Annotated in this window: 14 protein-coding genes and 1 pseudogene; 7 read left to right on the plus strand and 8 right to left on the minus strand. The window is 71.6% G+C overall.

Translation table 11 applies throughout. From position 1 onward, the window contains the following. Positions 1-97: 97 nt before the first annotated feature. Complete coding sequence (locus ACZ52C_RS38480) at positions 98-1,207, plus strand: C40 family peptidase (protein WP_469079193.1); 1,110 nt, start codon at positions 98-100, stop codon at positions 1,205-1,207. A gap of 496 nt (positions 1,208-1,703) precedes the next feature. Then, complete coding sequence (locus ACZ52C_RS38485) at positions 1,704-3,119, plus strand: PP2C family protein-serine/threonine phosphatase (protein ID WP_469079194.1); 1,416 nt, start codon at positions 1,704-1,706, stop codon at positions 3,117-3,119. 12 nt (positions 3,120-3,131) lie between these two features. Here ACZ52C_RS38485 and ACZ52C_RS38490 read toward each other — a convergent pair whose 3' ends face one another. From ACZ52C_RS38490 to ACZ52C_RS38500, 3 genes are all read right to left on the minus strand, one after another. Next, positions 3,132-3,476 carry a DUF2516 family protein gene (locus tag ACZ52C_RS38490; RefSeq protein WP_093789906.1) on the minus strand — a complete coding sequence of 115 codons (345 nt, stop codon included), beginning with the start codon at positions 3,474-3,476 and terminating at the stop codon, positions 3,132-3,134. Positions 3,477-3,687: 211 nt separating this feature from the next. Then, positions 3,688-4,299 (minus strand): hypothetical protein, encoded by a 612-nt coding sequence (locus ACZ52C_RS38495; RefSeq protein WP_469079195.1) that lies wholly within the window; start codon positions 4,297-4,299, stop codon positions 3,688-3,690. Positions 4,300-4,439: 140 nt separating this feature from the next. Continuing rightward, complete coding sequence (locus ACZ52C_RS38500) at positions 4,440-4,964, minus strand: helix-turn-helix domain-containing protein (protein WP_469079196.1); 525 nt, start codon at positions 4,962-4,964, stop codon at positions 4,440-4,442. Positions 4,965-5,175: 211 nt separating this feature from the next. Here ACZ52C_RS38500 and ACZ52C_RS38505 point away from each other — a divergent pair, with 211 nt between their 5' ends. Next, the gene (locus tag ACZ52C_RS38505) at positions 5,176-5,955 is read left to right on the plus strand and encodes a hypothetical protein (protein WP_469079197.1); all 780 of its coding nucleotides are present in this window, start codon (positions 5,176-5,178) and stop codon (positions 5,953-5,955) included. A 315-nt stretch (positions 5,956-6,270) separates the two neighbouring features. After that, positions 6,271-6,474, plus strand: a pseudogene (locus tag ACZ52C_RS38510) (TetR/AcrR family transcriptional regulator); the annotation flags it as partial. A 234-nt stretch (positions 6,475-6,708) separates the two neighbouring features. On the opposite strand, the gene ACZ52C_RS38515 reads toward ACZ52C_RS38510, so the two are convergent. The 4 genes from ACZ52C_RS38515 to ACZ52C_RS38530 form a co-directional block, all read right to left on the minus strand. Further along, positions 6,709-7,518 (minus strand): ABC transporter permease, encoded by an 810-nt coding sequence (locus ACZ52C_RS38515; RefSeq protein ID WP_469079198.1) that lies wholly within the window; start codon positions 7,516-7,518, stop codon positions 6,709-6,711. Further along, on the minus strand, positions 7,515-8,594 hold the full coding sequence (locus tag ACZ52C_RS38520; protein ID WP_469079199.1) for an ATP-binding cassette domain-containing protein: 1,080 nt from the start codon (positions 8,592-8,594) through the stop codon (positions 7,515-7,517). The genes ACZ52C_RS38515 and ACZ52C_RS38520 overlap by 4 nt, the downstream gene beginning before the upstream one ends. A gap of 137 nt (positions 8,595-8,731) precedes the next feature. After that, positions 8,732-9,568, minus strand: a complete 837-nt coding sequence (locus ACZ52C_RS38525) for a DUF4097 family beta strand repeat-containing protein (RefSeq protein ID WP_469079200.1) — start codon at positions 9,566-9,568, stop codon at positions 8,732-8,734. 110 nt (positions 9,569-9,678) lie between these two features. Beyond that, entirely contained in the window at positions 9,679-10,209 is a 531-nt protein-coding gene (locus tag ACZ52C_RS38530; protein ID WP_469079201.1) for a toxin-antitoxin system HicB family antitoxin, read from the minus strand. 543 nt (positions 10,210-10,752) lie between these two features. On the opposite strand from ACZ52C_RS38530, the gene ACZ52C_RS38535 reads away from it, so the two are divergent. The 3 genes from ACZ52C_RS38535 (at position 10,753) to ACZ52C_RS38545 (ending at position 13,818) form a co-directional block, all read left to right on the plus strand. After that, positions 10,753-11,697 (plus strand): GNAT family N-acetyltransferase, encoded by a 945-nt coding sequence (locus ACZ52C_RS38535; protein ID WP_469079202.1) that lies wholly within the window; start codon positions 10,753-10,755, stop codon positions 11,695-11,697. Between the two features lie 87 nt (positions 11,698-11,784). Beyond that, positions 11,785-12,384 (plus strand): DinB family protein, encoded by a 600-nt coding sequence (locus ACZ52C_RS38540; protein ID WP_469079203.1) that lies wholly within the window; start codon positions 11,785-11,787, stop codon positions 12,382-12,384. A 537-nt stretch (positions 12,385-12,921) separates the two neighbouring features. Beyond that, entirely contained in the window at positions 12,922-13,818 is an 897-nt protein-coding gene (locus ACZ52C_RS38545) for a nitroreductase/quinone reductase family protein (RefSeq protein ID WP_469079204.1), read from the plus strand. A gap of 191 nt (positions 13,819-14,009) precedes the next feature. Here ACZ52C_RS38545 and ACZ52C_RS38550 read toward each other — a convergent pair whose 3' ends face one another. Beyond that, on the minus strand, positions 14,010-16,184 hold the full coding sequence (locus ACZ52C_RS38550; RefSeq protein ID WP_469079205.1) for a HelD family protein: 2,175 nt from the start codon (positions 16,182-16,184) through the stop codon (positions 14,010-14,012). Between the last annotated feature and the right edge of the window lie 84 nt (positions 16,185-16,268).

Here is a 16,268-nt window from a genome sequence, read left to right on the forward strand (position 1 = left end):
TGTCGCATTCCGCGACGCCGTGACACGATCACCCGGGCACCAGCAAGTTACTGACGGTTAATCATTTCTGTTTCCACTGGGGTGGGGGGCTAGAGGTATGGCAGTCGGCAAGCGGAACCTGACCATGGCGGCCGTGGCCGTGGTCTGCGCGATGGCCGTCCTGGGCGCACCGGTCACCGCGTACGCGAGCCAGACGAGTCCGACCGAGCCGACCCCGAGTCCGACCGCCTCCTCCTCGGCGTCGCCCGCCCCCGGGTCGACCCCGGTGACGAACGAGGACCTGGAGCGCGTCCGCACCAAGCTGGAGGGCCTGTACCACGACGCCGCGGTCGCCACGGACGCGTACAACGCGGCCGAGGAGAAGGCCGACAAGCAGTCCGAGGAGCTCGTCGACCTGGCCCACGAGGTCGTCCAGGGCCAGCAGAAGCTGGACAAGTTGCAGGACCTCATCGGCGCCGCGGCCCGCGCCCAGTACCGGGGCAGCGGCCTCCCGCCCGAGGTGCGGCTGTGGTTGAGCGAGAACCCGCAGGACTTCCTGGAAGGGGCGGACCGGCTGCGCCAGGGCCAGCTCGCGACCAAGGGCCTGCTCGCCGAAATGACCCGCACACAGCAGGACTTGGAGCAGTATTCCAAGGACGCCTCCGCTCGCTGGGAGAAGCTGGAGACCAACCGCAAGGCCAAGGAGAAGGCCAAGAAGAAGATCAAGAAGCAGATCGCCGCCGCCGAGGAGCTGGAAGCGCAGCTGGAGGACGACGAGCGGGAGCGGCTGGCGCAGTTGGAGGACGAGGCCGCGCAGAAGTCGCAGGCGGCGTGGCTGGACTCCGGGATCCTCGCCGAGATCAACGGCAAGGCGTCGCCGCAGGGCAAGAAGGCGGTCGACTTCGCCACGAAGCAAATAGGCAAGTGGTACGAATGGGGCGCCGAGGGCCCCGACACATACGACTGCTCCGGCCTCACCAGTGAGGCGTGGGCCGCCGCCGGGTTGGCCATCCCCCGCACCTCCCAGGAGCAGTGGCGACAGCTCAAGCACATCGACATCCAGGACATGCGCCCCGGCGACCTCATCATCTACAACGCCGACGCCAGCCATGTCGCCATGTATCTGGGCAACGGCTCGATAGTCCACGCCCCCCGCCCGAACCGAAAGGTGACGATCGCGGGCGCGGGCACGATGCAGATCCTGGGAGTCGTACGCCCGGACGCGTGAGCCGGGGGTTGAGCGGGAGCCGGGGTTCAGCGGGAGGCATGGCGTGAGCCGGAGGTTGCACCGAAGGCCGGGGTTGGCGTGAGCCGGCGGCCGGGGCCGGCGTGAGCCAGAGCGCAGGGCCGGCGCGAGCCAGAGGACAGGGCCGGTGTGAGCCGGAGGACAGGGCCGGTGTGGACCTGGGCTTGCGGCGGACGGACGGCGACCGCACCCCCTCGCCCTCCCCAGCCCGCGCACCGTTTCCCCCGTGAGCCACCCCACGTGACTCTCGCCACCTTCCCCTCCGGGCTCAACCTCCGACGCGTGACATACGTCATCCCTGGAGAAAGCCCTGCCATGTCCAAGTGCGGTACAGGATGCGGCATATGACGGCGGCCGTTTGCCACCCGGCGACCCGCCGCCCATTCCGTTGCGGCGGCGCCTGGCGCTAAGGTCCCCGTCGGTGGGTCGAGGTCCCTCGCCCGCCGTGCCCTCGGGGGGAGGGAAGGAACCCAACACGATGCCCGTACCCGTACCGCGGCAGAGAGCGATCCCGGCCGCGGAAAGTGGTCAGGCGCACGCCGTGTCCGCGCCCGGCGGACCGTCCGGAGAGGGGGCTGCCATGAACGCCTCGGCCCTGGCCCCTGACAACTCCACAAACCCGCCCGGCCCGCACGCCTCCGGCCCCGGCACCACGGGCCCGGCCGCACAGCCCGGCCCCACCAACCTCACGGTGCTCCTCATCGAGGACGACCCGGCGGGTTCCCTCAACGTGCCCGACGTGCTCGACTCGGCGGGCAAGCCGATCCGCGTGCGCACCGCCCGCAACCTCACCGAGGCCCAGCGGCTGCTGACCGACGACGTCAACTGCATCCTCCTGGACCTGGCCCTGCCGGCCCCGGCCCGCCCCGCCGACCCGGACACCGAGTCGGCCGACCACCCGGACGACGAACTCGCCGTCCTCAAGCACGTCCTGGACCTGGCCCCCCGCCACGCCGTCCTGGCCCTCACCGACTCGGGCGACGCCGAACGCGGCGCGGAGGCGGTCCGGGTGGGCGCACAGGACTACCTGTTCCGGGACGAAGTGGACGGCCGCCTGCTGAGCCGCGCGATCCGCTACGCGGTGGAGCGCAAGCGGTCCGACACGGCCGAGCGCCGGCTCACCGAGTCCAAGCTGCGCGCCCAGGAGAACGCCCGCCTGGAGCGCGGCCTGCTGCCGACGCCCCTGCTGGAGGGCTCGTCCCTGCGGTTCGCCGCCCGCTACCGGCCGGGCCGTTCCCGCGCGCTGCTCGGCGGCGACTTCTACGACACCGTCCGCACCCCGGACGGCACGGTGCACGTCATGATCGGCGACGTCTGCGGGCACGGCCCCGACGAGGCGGCGCTCGGCGTGGAGCTGCGCATCGCGTGGCGGGCGCTGACCTTCGCGGGGCTCTGCGGTGACGAACTGCTGTCCACGCTCCAGCGCGTCCTGGAGCACGAGCGCGAGAGCGACGAGATCTTCGCGACGCTCTGCACGGTCGACATCGCCCCCGACGGCCGCCGCGCGGGCCTCTGCCTCGCGGGCCACCCGTCCCCGCTGATAGCCCGGCACGGCCAGGGCGGCCGGCCGACCGCGCCGGCCGAACTGCTGCCGTACGACAACGGCGGTCCCGCCCTGGGGCTGCTCCCGAACGCCCGCTGGCCGCGCACCCAGATCGAACTGGGCGCCGCCTGGAGTCTGATGCTCTACACCGACGGCCTGATCGAGGGCCGGATCGGCCAGGGCAAGGAGCGGCTGGGCCAGGACGGCATGGTGGAGATGGTCCGCCGCCAGCTCGCCGAGGGTCTGCGCGGCGAGGAGCTGCTGCGAGCCGCCGTGAACGAGGTCCGCGACCTCAACGGCGGCGAACTGACCGACGACGTGGCGGTCCTGCTGCTGGACCGGGAGGTCTGACCTCCGAGGAGGTCACCGGCCGCCGTTGTACGGGCCGTACGGACCGTCGCTGCTGGAGCCTCGGCTGCCGCCCCGGCCACCGCCGCCGGAGATCTGCCGCACGGCGGGGCGTACGTCGACGATGTAGACGATGCTGGCGATGAGACCGATGATCGGCAGGAACGACAGGAGCGGGAACAGCAGGCTCACGACGAGCGCGATCCCGAGGATGATCAGCCAGAACACCTTGGTCTGCTTGTCCGTCGCGCGGAACGCGTCCTCCCGCCGGAACGCGGCGTCGATCACCGCGAAGGCGGCGAGTGCGATCACGACGAGCTGCAACAGCCCCATGAACCCCGCGAAGCCGTTCATCAGCATGGTGCCCACCACCGCCCGTTCCGTTCACGCATACGAATGCCGACCGTTTCTCCCACGCGGCCACCGTACCCGTAGAACGGGCCGGCCACCCCAAAGGTGCCCGGCCCGTCTCCGTACCGCGAGGTACTGAGAGGCCTCGCTCGCGTGCCTCTCGCTCTGTCACCGACTGCGTCGTCGGCTATGTCGCCCACTCGGCGGCTCGCCGTGCCGCTTACTTGGCGGGCGGGGTGGTCTTCTTGGCGGCCGTCGTCTTGCGCGCCGGAGCCTTCTTCGGCGCGGCCTTCTTGGCGGCGGGGGCGGGCGCGGGGGCGGCCTGGGCCGGGACCGGCTTGGCGGCCGCCGGCTCGTCCTTGACCTCGACCGGCTGGGACTTCGGCTCGACGGCGATCGCGAGCTCCTCGATCTCCTCGGCGGCCTCGCCACGCCAGGTGCGCACGGCCTGCTCACCGTGCTCGGCGACGCGCTCGTACGTCTCCCGGGCCTTCACCGCGTACTCGGCGGCGACGCCGACGCTGCGCAGCGCGAGGTCCTGAGCGGTCTCGCCGAGCTTCTTCAGGTCGGTGTCGAGGGTGCCGATGATCTCGGTGACCTTGGTCTGGAGGTTCTCCTGGGTCTCCTTGACGCGGGCGGTCGCCTTCTCCTGCACGGCCTTCGGGTCGGTCTGGCGCACGGCGTCGATCTTGGCCGGCGCCTCGGCACGCAGCTGCTCGACGAGCCCGGGGACCTTCTTCGCCTGCTGGAGGGCGAGATCGGCCGTGCCGGCGGCGAAGTAGAAGGGGGTCGGGTCGGTGACGGCCTTGCGGATGTCGTCGGTGATGGCCATGGTGATGGTCCTCCGGGTTGCTTGCAGCTGAGGGTTTTGTGTCGTTCCGGTCCGGCTCGACGGCGCGGTCACGGTCGTGGAAGCCGACGTCGACGCGGTCGGGGTCGGTGTCACGGTCGTGGTCGCTGACATGGTCGTGGTCAGCTCGCCGTCCGTCGCGGACCGGCATCGTCGCCGTCGGCCGTACGAGTGCCGGGGGCCGAGGCTTCCTCGGCGCCCGCGGCATCCGCCGCTGTGCCCGTGTCCGTGTCCGTACCAGTGCCGGCCTCCGCCGCGACGTCGACGTGAACGTCGGTGTCGGTGTCGGCCTCGATCTCGAATCCGTTCTCCTTACGGAAGGACTCGTAGATCTGGAGCAGCACCTGCTTCTGCCGCTCGTTCAGCGTGGGATCGGCGAGGATGACGGCACGTGTCTCGACCTCGTCCCGGTCCCGCTCGGCGTCGAGGATGCCGGCCCGCACGTACAGCGTCTCGGCGGAGATCCGCAGCGCCTTGGCGACCTGCTGCAGCACCTCCGCGCTCGGCTTGCGCAGCCCGCGCTCGATCTGGCTCAGATACGGATTGGACACCCCGGCGGCGTCGGCGAGCTGCCTGAGCGACAGCTGCGCGTTCCGCCGCTGTTCACGCAGGTATTCACCGAGATTGCCGACGTTGAGCGATGCCATGCCTCCACCATGCCCCACCCTCGCTAACTTTTGCAAGCACCCGCTTGCAAAAGTGCGCTACGCCACGCGGCGGTGGTGATCGAATCGTTGTCGCGTCGCGTACAACCGGGCACGGCCCTTCGCTGTCCCCTCTTCAGTCGCGCGGATGAGTCTCCGGCCGGTGCGCGCCGACGTGCTCGGGCCAGGAGCGAGGAGAGGGGTGGGTCGCAGGATGAGGAAGTCGCTGTGGAGAGCGGTGGTGGCCGGTGGAGCGGCGATCGCGTTCACGGGGGTGGCGGCGGTGCCGGCCGGGGCCGCGGAAGGTGGGGTCTCCTTCAGCCGGGTCACGGTGAACGGGGGCAAGCCGATCGTGATCGGGGTCAAGGAGGAGGTAGAGGTGCGTGCGGCCTTCCGGATGACGACCAAGCTCACGTACGACTTCGGGCCGACCGTCTTCCCCTACCGGGGGAAGCTCGACAACGCGGACACCGTGCACAGCGCCGTCATCACCAGTGACTGCGAGGTCGTGGACAAGGCGAAGGGCATCTGCGACTTCGAGGAGTGGCTGTACATCGACCCGCGGCACCTCGACTTCGGGAACGAGGACGCCGGCACCTGGCGGACCGGCGCCCGGGTCTTCCTCGCCGGCGACGGCCACGACGCCGACGACGAGAACCTCCCCCTGCGGATCCAGCGGGCCACCCGCGTCACCGTCAACGCCTCGCCGGAGCCGGTCACGAAGGGCAAGACCCTCACCGTGACCGGCCGGATCACACGGGCGAACTGGGACACCCACACGTACCAGGGCTACGCGGGCCGCACGGTGAGCCTGCAGTTCAAGGCGGCGGACTCCTCCTCGTACACGACCGTCGCGAAGGCGACATCGAGCTCGACGGGAGCGCTCAGGGCCACGGCGAAGGCCACCGGGCCGGGGACGTGGCGGTGGACGTACTACGGGAACTCCACCTCCGGAGCGAAGTCGTCGACCGGGGACCACGTCACCGTGCGATAGCCGCTCTGGCCGTCGGTCCGTCAGTCCGTCAGTCCGTCGGTCCGTCAGTCCGTCGGCCCGTCAGGCCATCAGGCGGTCGGCGGGGAGGGTCGGGGAGCAGGGTGCGCAGCCTCGCGGCGGGCAGCGGGGCGCCCGAGTCGGTGGGGGCGGCGTCTGGGGCGGGGTGCCCAAGTGGAGGGCTTCGCCCACGGACCTGCTCCTGACCGTCCTGGAACAGCAGTTCGACTCCTGGCTCACCGACGCCCACCGGCAGGCCACCGGCAGGCCACCGCCACCGAGGACCCCTGGCAGGCACTGACCGGGTTCTTCGAGCAGATGCTCACCACCCAGGCCCACAACCGCGCCGTCGTCGAGAGCTACACCACCCGCGGCGGCCCCACCCCTTCCTGCGCCCAGCACTGCTACTCCCTCATCGACGAACTGCGCACCCGCTGCATGGACGCCGGCCACCTGCGCCCCGACGTCACCACCGCCGATCTGGTCCTGCTCAGCGGTTCCCTGAGCCAGGCCGTCCTGACGACCGGCGCCAGCCACGCGGGCCACTGGCGCCGCCTCCTGCGCATCTCCCTCGACGGGATCAGCAGCCGCAACACCCCGAACCCCTGCCCGAGCCCGAGACCCACGCGGACCCGCCCGAGCCCGTGCCCGCGCCCGCGCCCGCGCCCGCGCCCGCGCCTCAACAGCCGTAGCCGCAGAGCCCCTCCGCACGTTCGGCGGAAGGGCTCTGCGAGGGGGGCGGAAGGCTCCGCGGGCTCAGCCGCGGACGCCCCGCTTGAAGGCGGACTTGGACCAGAGGTAGCCCGTGAGGCCGATCACCGCGCACCAGGCCAGGGCGATCCAGGCGCTGTCGCCGATCTCGGTGCCCATCAGCAGGCCGCGCAGGGTTTCGTTGATGGGGGTGAAGGGCTGGTGGTCGGCGAACCAGCGCAGACCGGTCGGCATGGAGTCGGTGGGGACGATGGCGCTGCCCAGGAAGGGGAGGAAGGTGATGGGCATGGGCATGTTGCTGGCGGACTCGACCGTCTTGGCGACCAGGCCCATGCCGGCCGCGAGCCAGGTCAGGGCCAGGGCCAGGGCGGTCAGCAGGCCGGCGGCGGCGAGCCACTCCAGGGCGGTGGCGTTCGGCCGGAAGCCGATGGCCAGGGCCACGCCGGTGACCACGACGGTGCCGAGGACGGTCTGGACGAGGTTGCCCAGGACGTGGCCGGTGAGGAACGAGGCCCGGGAGATCGACATCGTACGGAAGCGGTTGACGATGCCCTCGGTCATGTCCATGCACACGCTGAGGGCGGCTCCGATGCAGCCGGTGGCGACGGTCATCAGGATGATGCCGGGCGCGACGTAGTCGATGTAGTCGGTGCCGGCGACGCCCTCGCCCTGCGGCACCTGCGGGCCCTGGATGCCGGCGCCGAGTGCGCCCCCGAAGGCGTAGTTGAAGAGGAGCAGGAAGAGGACCGGCATCATCACGATGGTGACGACCACGGACGGGTAGCGGATCGCGCGCTTCATGTTGCGGCGGAACATGGTGACGGAGTCACGGGCCGCGTAGGTGAGGCTGCTCATCGGGAGATCTCCTGCTGCTGCTTGTCGCCGGTCAGGGTGAGGAAGACGTCGTCGAGGTCCGGGGTGTGCTGCGAGAGCGCCTCGGGGGTGACGCCGGCGCCGTCGAGGATGTCCAGGACCGCGCGCAGGGTGGGGACCGTGCCGTCGGAGGGGATCTGGAGCGTGAGTTCCTCGTCGTCGCGGGCGGTCGCGGCGAAGTGGGAGGCGGCCAGCTCCAGGGCCTCGGCATCGGCGAATTTGAGCGAGATGTGACCGCCGGGGATCAGACGCTTGAGCTCCTCCGCCGTACCTTCGGCGACCAGCTTTCCGCCGTCGAGCACGGCGATCCGGTCCGCCAGCTGGTCGGCCTCCTCCAGGTACTGGGTGGTGAGGAAGATCGTCACGCCGTCCTCGTCGACCAGGGAGCGGATGATCTCCCACATGGTGCGGCGGGAGCGCGGGTCCAGGCCGGTCGTGGGCTCGTCAAGGAAGATGATGCGCGGGTCGCCGACCAGCGTCATCGCCAGGTCCAGCTTGCGGCGCATCCCGCCGGAGTACGTGGCGACGGGCTTGCGGGCGGCCTCGGTGAGGTCGAAGCGGGCGAGCAGGTCGGCGGTACGGCGCCGGCCCTCGCGGCGCGACAGATGGTGCAGGTCCGCCATGAGCATCAGGTTCTCCTCGGCGTTGAGGAGGTTGTCGACGGCGGCGAACTGGCCGGTGACACCGATGAGTTTGCGTACGGCGTCGGCTTCGCGGTCCAGGTCGTGACCGGCGAGGCGGGCCGTGCCGGAGTCGGCGGCGATGAGCGTCGACAGGATCTGGACGGTCGTGGTCTTGCCCGCGCCGTTGGGCCCGAGCAGGGCGAAGACGGTGCCGCCGGGGATGTCGAGGTCGATACCGCGCAGGACCTGCTTGTCGCCGTACGACTTGGTGAGACCGGAGGCGGTGAGACCGGAGACGGTGAGACCGGCGGTGGTGAGACCGGCGGTGGTCGTGTGCGGGCTGGGGGGTGGGGGGCTCGTGGCGCTGGATGTGCCGGGCGTGGTGCCGGGCGTGCCGGACGCGCTTGAGGAGTGCGCGGGAATGGACATGGGCATGACAGATAGCTCCTTGGCGGAGTACGAGAAGGGGGCGCGGGGCGCGGAGGGAGAGGCGAAGGCGTGGGCGAAGGCCTGGAGGGGCGAGGAGGAGAGGGCGGAGCAGGGGCTACGGGCGTACGTCGCGCCCGTAGCCGTCAGGCTCGGCGGATGTGGATGTCGCCGACCGAGGTGCGGGCGGTGACCTCCACCGTGTCGGCGGCGTCGCCGGGGCCGTCGGCGGAGCCGAGGGTGCTGCGCAGGACGCCGACCTTGGTGTGGACGTCGAGCCAGGCGGCGGTCGTCTCGGGGATGCCGACCTCCAGGTCGCCGGTGGAGCCCCGCAGGGTGACCTTGCCGCGGGTGACCCGGCCCACCCGGATACCGCCGTTGGCGGACTTGGCCTCCACGTCGGCGTGGGCGGCGCCGACGTCGATACGGCCGTTGGCGGAGGAGACCTCCAACGTGCCGGTGATCTCGGCGAGTTCGGTGTCGCCGTTGCCGTTCTTGACGACCAGGCCGCCCTTCACCGTGCCGACGGTGACACGGCCGGCCGCGATGATCTCGACCGAGGCGGTGGCGTGGTCGAGGTGGACCATGCCGAGTTCGCTCTTCAGCCGGGCGGCGGCGACGTCCTCGACGTGGAGGTCGCCGACCGAGGTCTGCAGCCGGGTCTCGCCGAGGCGTCCGGAGCAGTGGAAGTCACCGACCTGGGTGGTGCCCTCCAGGGTGGAGCCGGCCGGCAGGGCGATGGTGATGTCGATGCCGCCGATCTTCCCGAACGGCGAGTTCTTGCGCGGCCCCTTCACCGTGAGGACGCCGCCGGAGCAGGTCACCTTCGTCTGACCGACGGCCTTGAGGTCCGCGTCGGAGGAGGGGTTGGCGGGCTGGACCTCGACGACGGTGTCGGTGCGGTCGGAGGCGATGATCCGGGTGCTGCCGATGGAGTACTCGACGATCGCGGTGATCGGCTCAGGGGTGTCGTACGAAGGCATGACGGATCTCCCGTCCTCTCTGGAGGTGTGGGTGACGGTGGAGTGCGAGTGCGGGTGTGGGTGCGCGTGCTTGTTCCCGTGCGGGTGGCAGCGGGGCTCTGGAGCAGGGGTCAGCGGACCCAGCCGGTGAAGTTCCGGTCGCCGGGTGCGCGGTTCGGCCCGGGGGCGGGCGGCGCGGCCGTACGGGCGCCGGGTCCCGGGGTGAGGGCGGCGGAGGTGGCGCGGACCAGCCAGGCATTGACGGAGAGCCCTTCGCGGCCGGCCGCCTCCTCCAACCGGGCCTTGAGATGGGCCGGGAGGCGGAAGTTGATCCGGGCCGAGGCACCGTCGTCGCTCTCCGGGAAGGGGGGCGGGGCGGGCGACTCGACCCAGGGCGCGGCCGTCTCCTGGACCGGCGCGGGCGGCAGGGTCACCACGAACTCCGGGTCGGCGCCCCGGAGTCGTACGTCGACCGAACCCGGAGCCAGCTCTCGGGTGACCTCGCCCATCGCCGCCGAGAGGGCGGTGAGGAGGGTGAGGCGGGTGGCGGAGTCGAGGGGCGCGACGAGACGTTCGGCCAGCGCCCGGGCCTCGTCACCGCCGGCCTCGGCGGCGACGATGAGCTCCTGGCGGAGGCGGTCGACGTAGGGGGTGAGGTCCATGACGCCATCATGGCACATCGATGGCGCCACGTGAAGCCGGAATGGCGCAGGCGAGGCGCCGATCGAGTCGACACCTGGGCAGGGATGGAGTAGTCAGCGCAGGTCAGGGGCCTTTTGCGGTGCGCCACGCGACGCTGCGCGAGCTGGTGCCCAACGAGCCATCGGCGGCTCCGATCGACATACGCATGGCGCCACATGGCGTCACATGGCGCCGCGTGGCGCCGTATGGCGCCGCGCAATACCCGCGTGGCACCACATGGCACTGCATGGCACTGCATGGCACCGCGCAACGCCCGCGTGGCGCCACATGACACTGCGTGGCGCCGCATGCCGCCATCGGACACTCGATGGCGCACCGAACGCCGAGGTGGCGTCACCCCGTGCCGCTGTTTTCCGGACAACGATCGTGGTGGCGCCCTCGCCCACCACGCCGCCCCCTGCACCGCCGATGGTCCCGCCCCGCGCCGCCCCTCTTGTGGGCCCTGCTCCCCCGTCCTGGCGGAAAAGCGCGAGGCACCTCCGCGGCGCGGGAAATCATGAGGCATGCGCCCGGATGACTGGCACCTCACCGAAGACGTCCATGAGTTCCTCTCCCGAGCCGGGGACTTCCTGCGCTCGCGCCCCGCCCTGCACACCATGCAGCTGACGGTGACCGAGAAGCACCGAGCGAACGGAACGCCCACGCCCGGCACGACCGCGAACGGCACCACCGCGAACGGAACGTCCTCGCACCGCCCCGAGACCCCCGTGTTCGGCCGACTGGAGCACGACGGCGAAGTCCACGCCGGCTTCTACCACCGCGCCCCGACCAGTCCCCTGAGCCTCACCTCCGTCACCCCCGAGCAGGCCGACGCGCTCGCCGCCCGCCTGGCCGACCTGGGTCACCCCGTACCCGGCGTCAGCGCGGACCACGACGCGTCGTCCGCCTTCGCCGAGGCCTGGCAGCGGCGGACGGGTGCGGAGCCGGTGGTCACCACGCGGCTGCACCTCTACCGTCTCGGCACGCTCACCCCGCCGGACCCCTTCCCCGAGGGTCGGGGGCACCTCGTGGGCGAGCAGGACCGTGAGCAACTCGTCCGCTGGTGCCGTGAGTTCTGCGTCGACGTCGGGGAGCAGTACTCCATCGACCTGATCGACGCCGGCGCCTGGGACCAATCCCGTTTCGGCGACAGGAACTTCACGTTCTGGGAGACGCCGGGCGGCACCCCCGTCTCCATGGCGGCCGCGACCTCGATCGTCGGCGGCATGGTCAGGGTGGACCCCGTCTACACCCCGCCCCACGCCAGGGGCCGCGGCTACGCGGCGGCCGTCACGGTCGAGGCGAGCCGCGCCGCGCTGGCCGCGGGCGCGAAGGAGGTCGTGCTCTTCACCGACCCCGGCAACCCCACCAGCAACGCCCTCTATCAGCGCCTGGGATACGTCCGGCTCACCGACTTCACGGTGTACGAGTTCTCGCCCTCGCCCTCGTCCTCGTCCGCGTCCGCGTAGGAACGGCCCTGCGGCGCGGCCCTCGACGCACCCGGGGGAGAGCGGTCAGGCGGTGGACAAAGATCGTGTGGGCGGGAGACTGAGGTCATGACCGCCGCCGAAACGGACGCCAAGGCCGACCTCCACCACTATCTGCAATCCGCCCGCGATGCCCTGCTGTGGAAGCTCGAAGGACTCTCGGAGTACGACGCCCGCCGCCCGCTGACACCGACCGGCACCAACCTCCTGGGGCTGGTGAAGCACACCGCGAGCGTCGAACTCGGCTACCTCGGCGACACCTTCGGTCGGCCGTCGGGCGAGCCGCTGCCCTGGCTCGACGCCGACGCGGAGCCCAACGCGGACATGTGGGCCACCGCCGCCGAGTCCCGCGAGGACATCGTCGGCCTCTACCGCCGGGCCTGGGCCCACGCGGACGCGACCATCGAGGCGCTGCCGCTGGACACCCTCGGCCGGGTGCCGTGGTGGCCGGACGGCCGGGACGAGGTGACGCTGCACCATGCCGTCGTCCGCGTCATCGCCGACACCCACCGGCACGCCGGACAGGCCGACATCGTCCGGGAACTCATCGACGGCGCGGTGGGCATGAACGAGGGCAACACCAGCATCCCGTCGAACGACCCGGCGTGGTGGAAGGACTACCGGGACCGGCTGGAAAGCGCGGCCAAGGAGGCCGACGGAAGGGCGTGAGGCATGAGGTCGCCCTTTCCGCTCACGCTGGAACCACCTCCCGAATCAGCCGGAATTCCGGCCGAATCCATATTGCCCGGCCCGACCGCCACCCCTTATCGTGGGCGCATGACTGCCGGGTCGGCCTTGAGCCGTGAGCGGATGGGTTACCCGGCCTCCGAGTGAGGCCGGGGCGGGCCAGGAGCCCGCCCGTCGAAATTCCGCGCGCCTGACGACGACGTCCGACGACGTCCTCCCACACCGTGCTGCGCCATGCCACACCACACCGTGGTGCCGCGCCACACCGCATTTCGCCAGGCCGCACTCCCCTGCGCCGCACTCCCCCGCGCCGCATTTCACCGCGCCGTATTCACCGCGCCGTATTCGGACGCGCACTCCGCCGCCCCCCATGCCTTTCGGCACGCATTCCGGCGGCCATGCGCCAAACCACGCGCCGCGGCAATAACCACGCGCCGCGGCAATCACCCATGCCCGAATACACCCTTCCCGAATACGCCTTCCGCGGCAGACCATGCCGCCGTCCACCGAAAGCAGAGAATGCCCAACCCCTTCAACCAGCAAGTCATCGACGAATTCCGCTCCCGTCACGGCGAGGTCGGCGGCTATTTCGAAGGCGCCCGTCTGATCCTCCTGACCACCACCGGCGCCCGCACCGGCAACCGGCACACCACCCCCCTCGGCTACCTCCACGACGGCGACGGCTCGGTCCTCGTCATCGCGTCGGCCGGGGGATCACCGAAGCACCCCGACTGGTACCGGAACATCACGGCCGACCCCCGGGTCACCGTGGAGACCGGCGCCTTCACCTACGAGGCCGAGGCCGTCGTCCTGCACGGCGAGGAACGGGACCGGGCGTTCGCGCGGGCCGTCGAGGACGAACCGGGGTGGGCCGAGTACCAGGCGAAGACGGACCGCACGATCCCGGTCGTCGCCCTGCGCGAGCTGCCCGTGGCCGGACCGCCGAACGTCAACGCCGACTCCATGGGCGAGGCACTCAAGGTCGTCCACAACGCCTTCCGGCGCGAACTCGCGCTGATCAAGAAGGAGTTGACCGCCAGCGGCGGCCGGGCCGGCCTCGGCGCCCAGCTCCGCGTCAACTGCCTCACCTTCTGCCAGGGCCTGCACAACCACCACACCGGCGAGGACATGGGCCTGTTCCCCTTCCTCGGCGAGAACCACCCCGAGCTGGCCCCGGCCCTGAGCCGCCTCCACGAGGAGCACGAGCACATCGCCGCCCTCGTCGAGGAGCTGCGCCGGGTGGTCACCGCCGAGAACGCCGCCCCCGCCTCCGTACTCCCCGAGGTCGAGCGCCTCATCGACGAACTCGAAGCCCATCTCGCCTACGAGGAGGAGCAGTTGATCCCGGTGCTGGAAGCCGCGGTGCAGCCCGCCGAGTGGACGGCGGAACGCGAGGACGAGACCGCGGCCTCGTGAGAGGGGCACGGAGGCCGGCCCTCCGCACCGCGTGACCCACCGGTGAGCGGCGCACGAGCCCCCTGGGGGGAGGGAGATCGAGCTCGCGCCGCCGCTCACCGGCACCCGCTCACCGTAGCCACGGCCCTGATCAGCGAGGTGCCGGTACGGTCATGACTCCGCCGCCTTCCGGTAACACGTCCCCGCCCGGGTCACCACGGCAGCGCTCGCGCGTGCACCACGTCCAGTCGCGACACCGCCCGGGTGAGGACGACGTACAGGCGGTGCAGTCCCCGCTCCTCGGCCGCCGCGATCGCCGCCGGTTCGACGACCACGACATGGTCGTACTCCAGGCCCTTCGCGACCCCGGCCCCCAACACCGTGACGCGCGCCCGGAGTTCGTCCGGGCCGCTCACCGGGATCCCGGCCTCGTCGAGCGCCTGACACAGCCGTACGACGTCGGGTCCGTCGGCAGCGATGACCCCGACGGACCCCTCACACGCGAGCGCGTCCCGCACGGCCGCCACGGCCTCGGCGACGACCTCCCCACCGACCACGACCGCCCCGGACTCGGCCCTCTCAGCCCCCTCCACCCTCCTGATCCGCAACTCCCCGTCCCGCCGCAGGGACCGAGCGGCGGGCACCTCCACGCCCAGGCGGTCCAGCAACCCGTTCGCCAGTCCCACGACGGCCTGCGGTACCCGGAACCCGGTGGTCAGCGGGACGACATGGGCGTCCGGCTTGCCCAGGTGGGCGAGGAGGCCGGGCCAGTCGCGGGCGGCCCACGGGGTGGTCCCCTGGGCGAGGTCGCCCAGGACGGTCACCGAGCCGTAGGCCGCCCGGCGGGCGATCGCGCGGCACTGCATCGGGGAGAGGTCCTGGGCCTCGTCGACGACGACATGGCCGTAGCCGTCGGGGTGGGCGAGGAGCCCCGCGACCTCGTCGAGGAGGACGAGATCGGCGGCGGACCAGCGCGCCGACCGCCAGGTGCGCGGCGGTTTCGCCCAGCCGATGGCCTTCTGCTCGTCCGCGTCGAGCAGCCCCTCCGCCGCTTCGGCGAGCACGTCCGGGTCGCCGAGCAGCCGGGCCACGACCTCCTCCGGCCGGACCTTCGGCCATACGGCGTCGACGTACGCGCCGACCGGCCGCGACCGCGAGATCCGGTACAGCCAGGCGTTCGGGCGCGGCCCCGCCCGCCGCTCCGCCTGCTCCTGCAGCAACCGGACCACCCGTGCCCGGACACGCTCCCGCCCGACGTCGTACGGCAGTTCCTCGGCCCGTACGCCCGCCACGATCCGTCGCAGCTCGTCCTCGTCCACCCGCCAGCGGTACGAGCCCTCCGCCAGCACCAGGGTCCCGACCGCCTCCGCCCGCGCCCGCTGCCCACCCGCGACGCCGGCGTACAGCGCTCGTCGGAGCACCTCCGCCATCCGGGCGTCGTGCTTCACGACCGCCGCCCGCTCGTCGTCCTCGGCCCGCACCTCGTGCCGGGCGATCTCGTCCGTGACCGTCGACTGGCGTACACCCGTCTCGCCCAGCGCGGGCAGCACCTCCGCGATGTACGAGAGGAACGTGCGGTTGGGGCCGAGGATCAGCAGACCGCCGCGACGGATGCGCTGGGGGTGGGTGTAGAGGAGGTACGCGGCGCGGTGCAGCCCGACGGCGGTCTTGCCGGTGCCGGGGGCGCCCTGCACACAGACGGAGGTCGCGAGATCCGCGCGCACCAGATCGTCCTGCTCGGGCTGGATGGTGGCGGCGATGTCCCGCATCGGACCGAGCCGAGGCCGCTCGATCTCGGCGGCGAGCAGGCTGCCCGGGGCGGACGTATCAACACGTGCAGCGGTACCGGTACCGGTACCGGCCAGGTGCTCGTCCTCCAGCCCCGTGAGGTCGGTCGAGTTCCCCCGGCTCCCCGGCGCCCACCCGAAGCGACGCCGGACGGCGACGCCCTGGGGGTCACGCGCACTCGCCTGGTAGAAGGCCCGCGAAACCGGCGCCCGCCAGTCCACGACGAGCGGCGGCACGGCAGGGTCCTCGCTGATCCGCAGCCGCCCGAGGTGATAGCTCTGCCCGGCGTGGTCCAGGTGACAGCTCTGCCCGGCGTGGTCGCTGTCGGCCCGAGCGGCGAAGTCGAGCCGCCCGAAGAACAACGGCCCCTCCGGCAGCTCTCGCATCTCCTTGGCCCGGCTGCGCAGCCGATACCCGAGCACCTCCGCGTCGGCGCCCGAGGCGGAGACGTCCTCGCCGGCGACGACCTGCTCGCCCGCCCCCTCGACCATCGCGGCGAGAGCGGCACGGCAGGTGTCGTGGTAGGCGCGTTCGTGGGCCAGGACGTCCTGGAGGGCGGCAGGGTCGGCGGTGAGGTCGGCCGGATCGCGAGGCGTCATTCCGCCGAGCGTACCGAAAAACGTAACCGAGTTAAATTTATTACCGAGGATCAGTCACCCTCGGAGGGCCGCCCCGGCCGCTCA

The sequence above is a fragment of the Streptomyces sp. NPDC034049 genome (assembly GCF_055575575.1).

Coding starts and splice junctions, on each gene's coding strand:
- ACZ52C_RS38550 (WP_469079205.1), bottom strand. CDS start 16,184: ATGACGCCTCGCGATCCGGCCGACCTCACCGCCGACCCTGCCGCCCTC.
- ACZ52C_RS38540 (WP_469079203.1), top strand. CDS start 11,785: ATGACCGCCGCCGAAACGGACGCCAAGGCCGACCTCCACCACTATCTG.
- ACZ52C_RS38545 (WP_469079204.1), top strand. CDS start 12,922: ATGCCCAACCCCTTCAACCAGCAAGTCATCGACGAATTCCGCTCCCGT.
- ACZ52C_RS38485 (WP_469079194.1), top strand. CDS start 1,704: ATGCCCGTACCCGTACCGCGGCAGAGAGCGATCCCGGCCGCGGAAAGT.
- ACZ52C_RS38535 (WP_469079202.1), top strand. CDS start 10,753: ATGCGCCCGGATGACTGGCACCTCACCGAAGACGTCCATGAGTTCCTC.
- ACZ52C_RS38525 (WP_469079200.1), bottom strand. CDS start 9,568: ATGCCTTCGTACGACACCCCTGAGCCGATCACCGCGATCGTCGAGTAC.
- ACZ52C_RS38515 (WP_469079198.1), bottom strand. CDS start 7,518: ATGAGCAGCCTCACCTACGCGGCCCGTGACTCCGTCACCATGTTCCGC.
- ACZ52C_RS38480 (WP_469079193.1), top strand. CDS start 98: ATGGCAGTCGGCAAGCGGAACCTGACCATGGCGGCCGTGGCCGTGGTC.
- ACZ52C_RS38520 (WP_469079199.1), bottom strand. CDS start 8,594: ATGCCCATGTCCATTCCCGCGCACTCCTCAAGCGCGTCCGGCACGCCC.
- ACZ52C_RS38530 (WP_469079201.1), bottom strand. CDS start 10,209: ATGGACCTCACCCCCTACGTCGACCGCCTCCGCCAGGAGCTCATCGTC.
- ACZ52C_RS38505 (WP_469079197.1), top strand. CDS start 5,176: ATGAGGAAGTCGCTGTGGAGAGCGGTGGTGGCCGGTGGAGCGGCGATC.
- ACZ52C_RS38495 (WP_469079195.1), bottom strand. CDS start 4,299: ATGGCCATCACCGACGACATCCGCAAGGCCGTCACCGACCCGACCCCC.
- ACZ52C_RS38490 (WP_093789906.1), bottom strand. CDS start 3,476: ATGCTGATGAACGGCTTCGCGGGGTTCATGGGGCTGTTGCAGCTCGTC.
- ACZ52C_RS38500 (WP_469079196.1), bottom strand. CDS start 4,964: ATGGCATCGCTCAACGTCGGCAATCTCGGTGAATACCTGCGTGAACAG.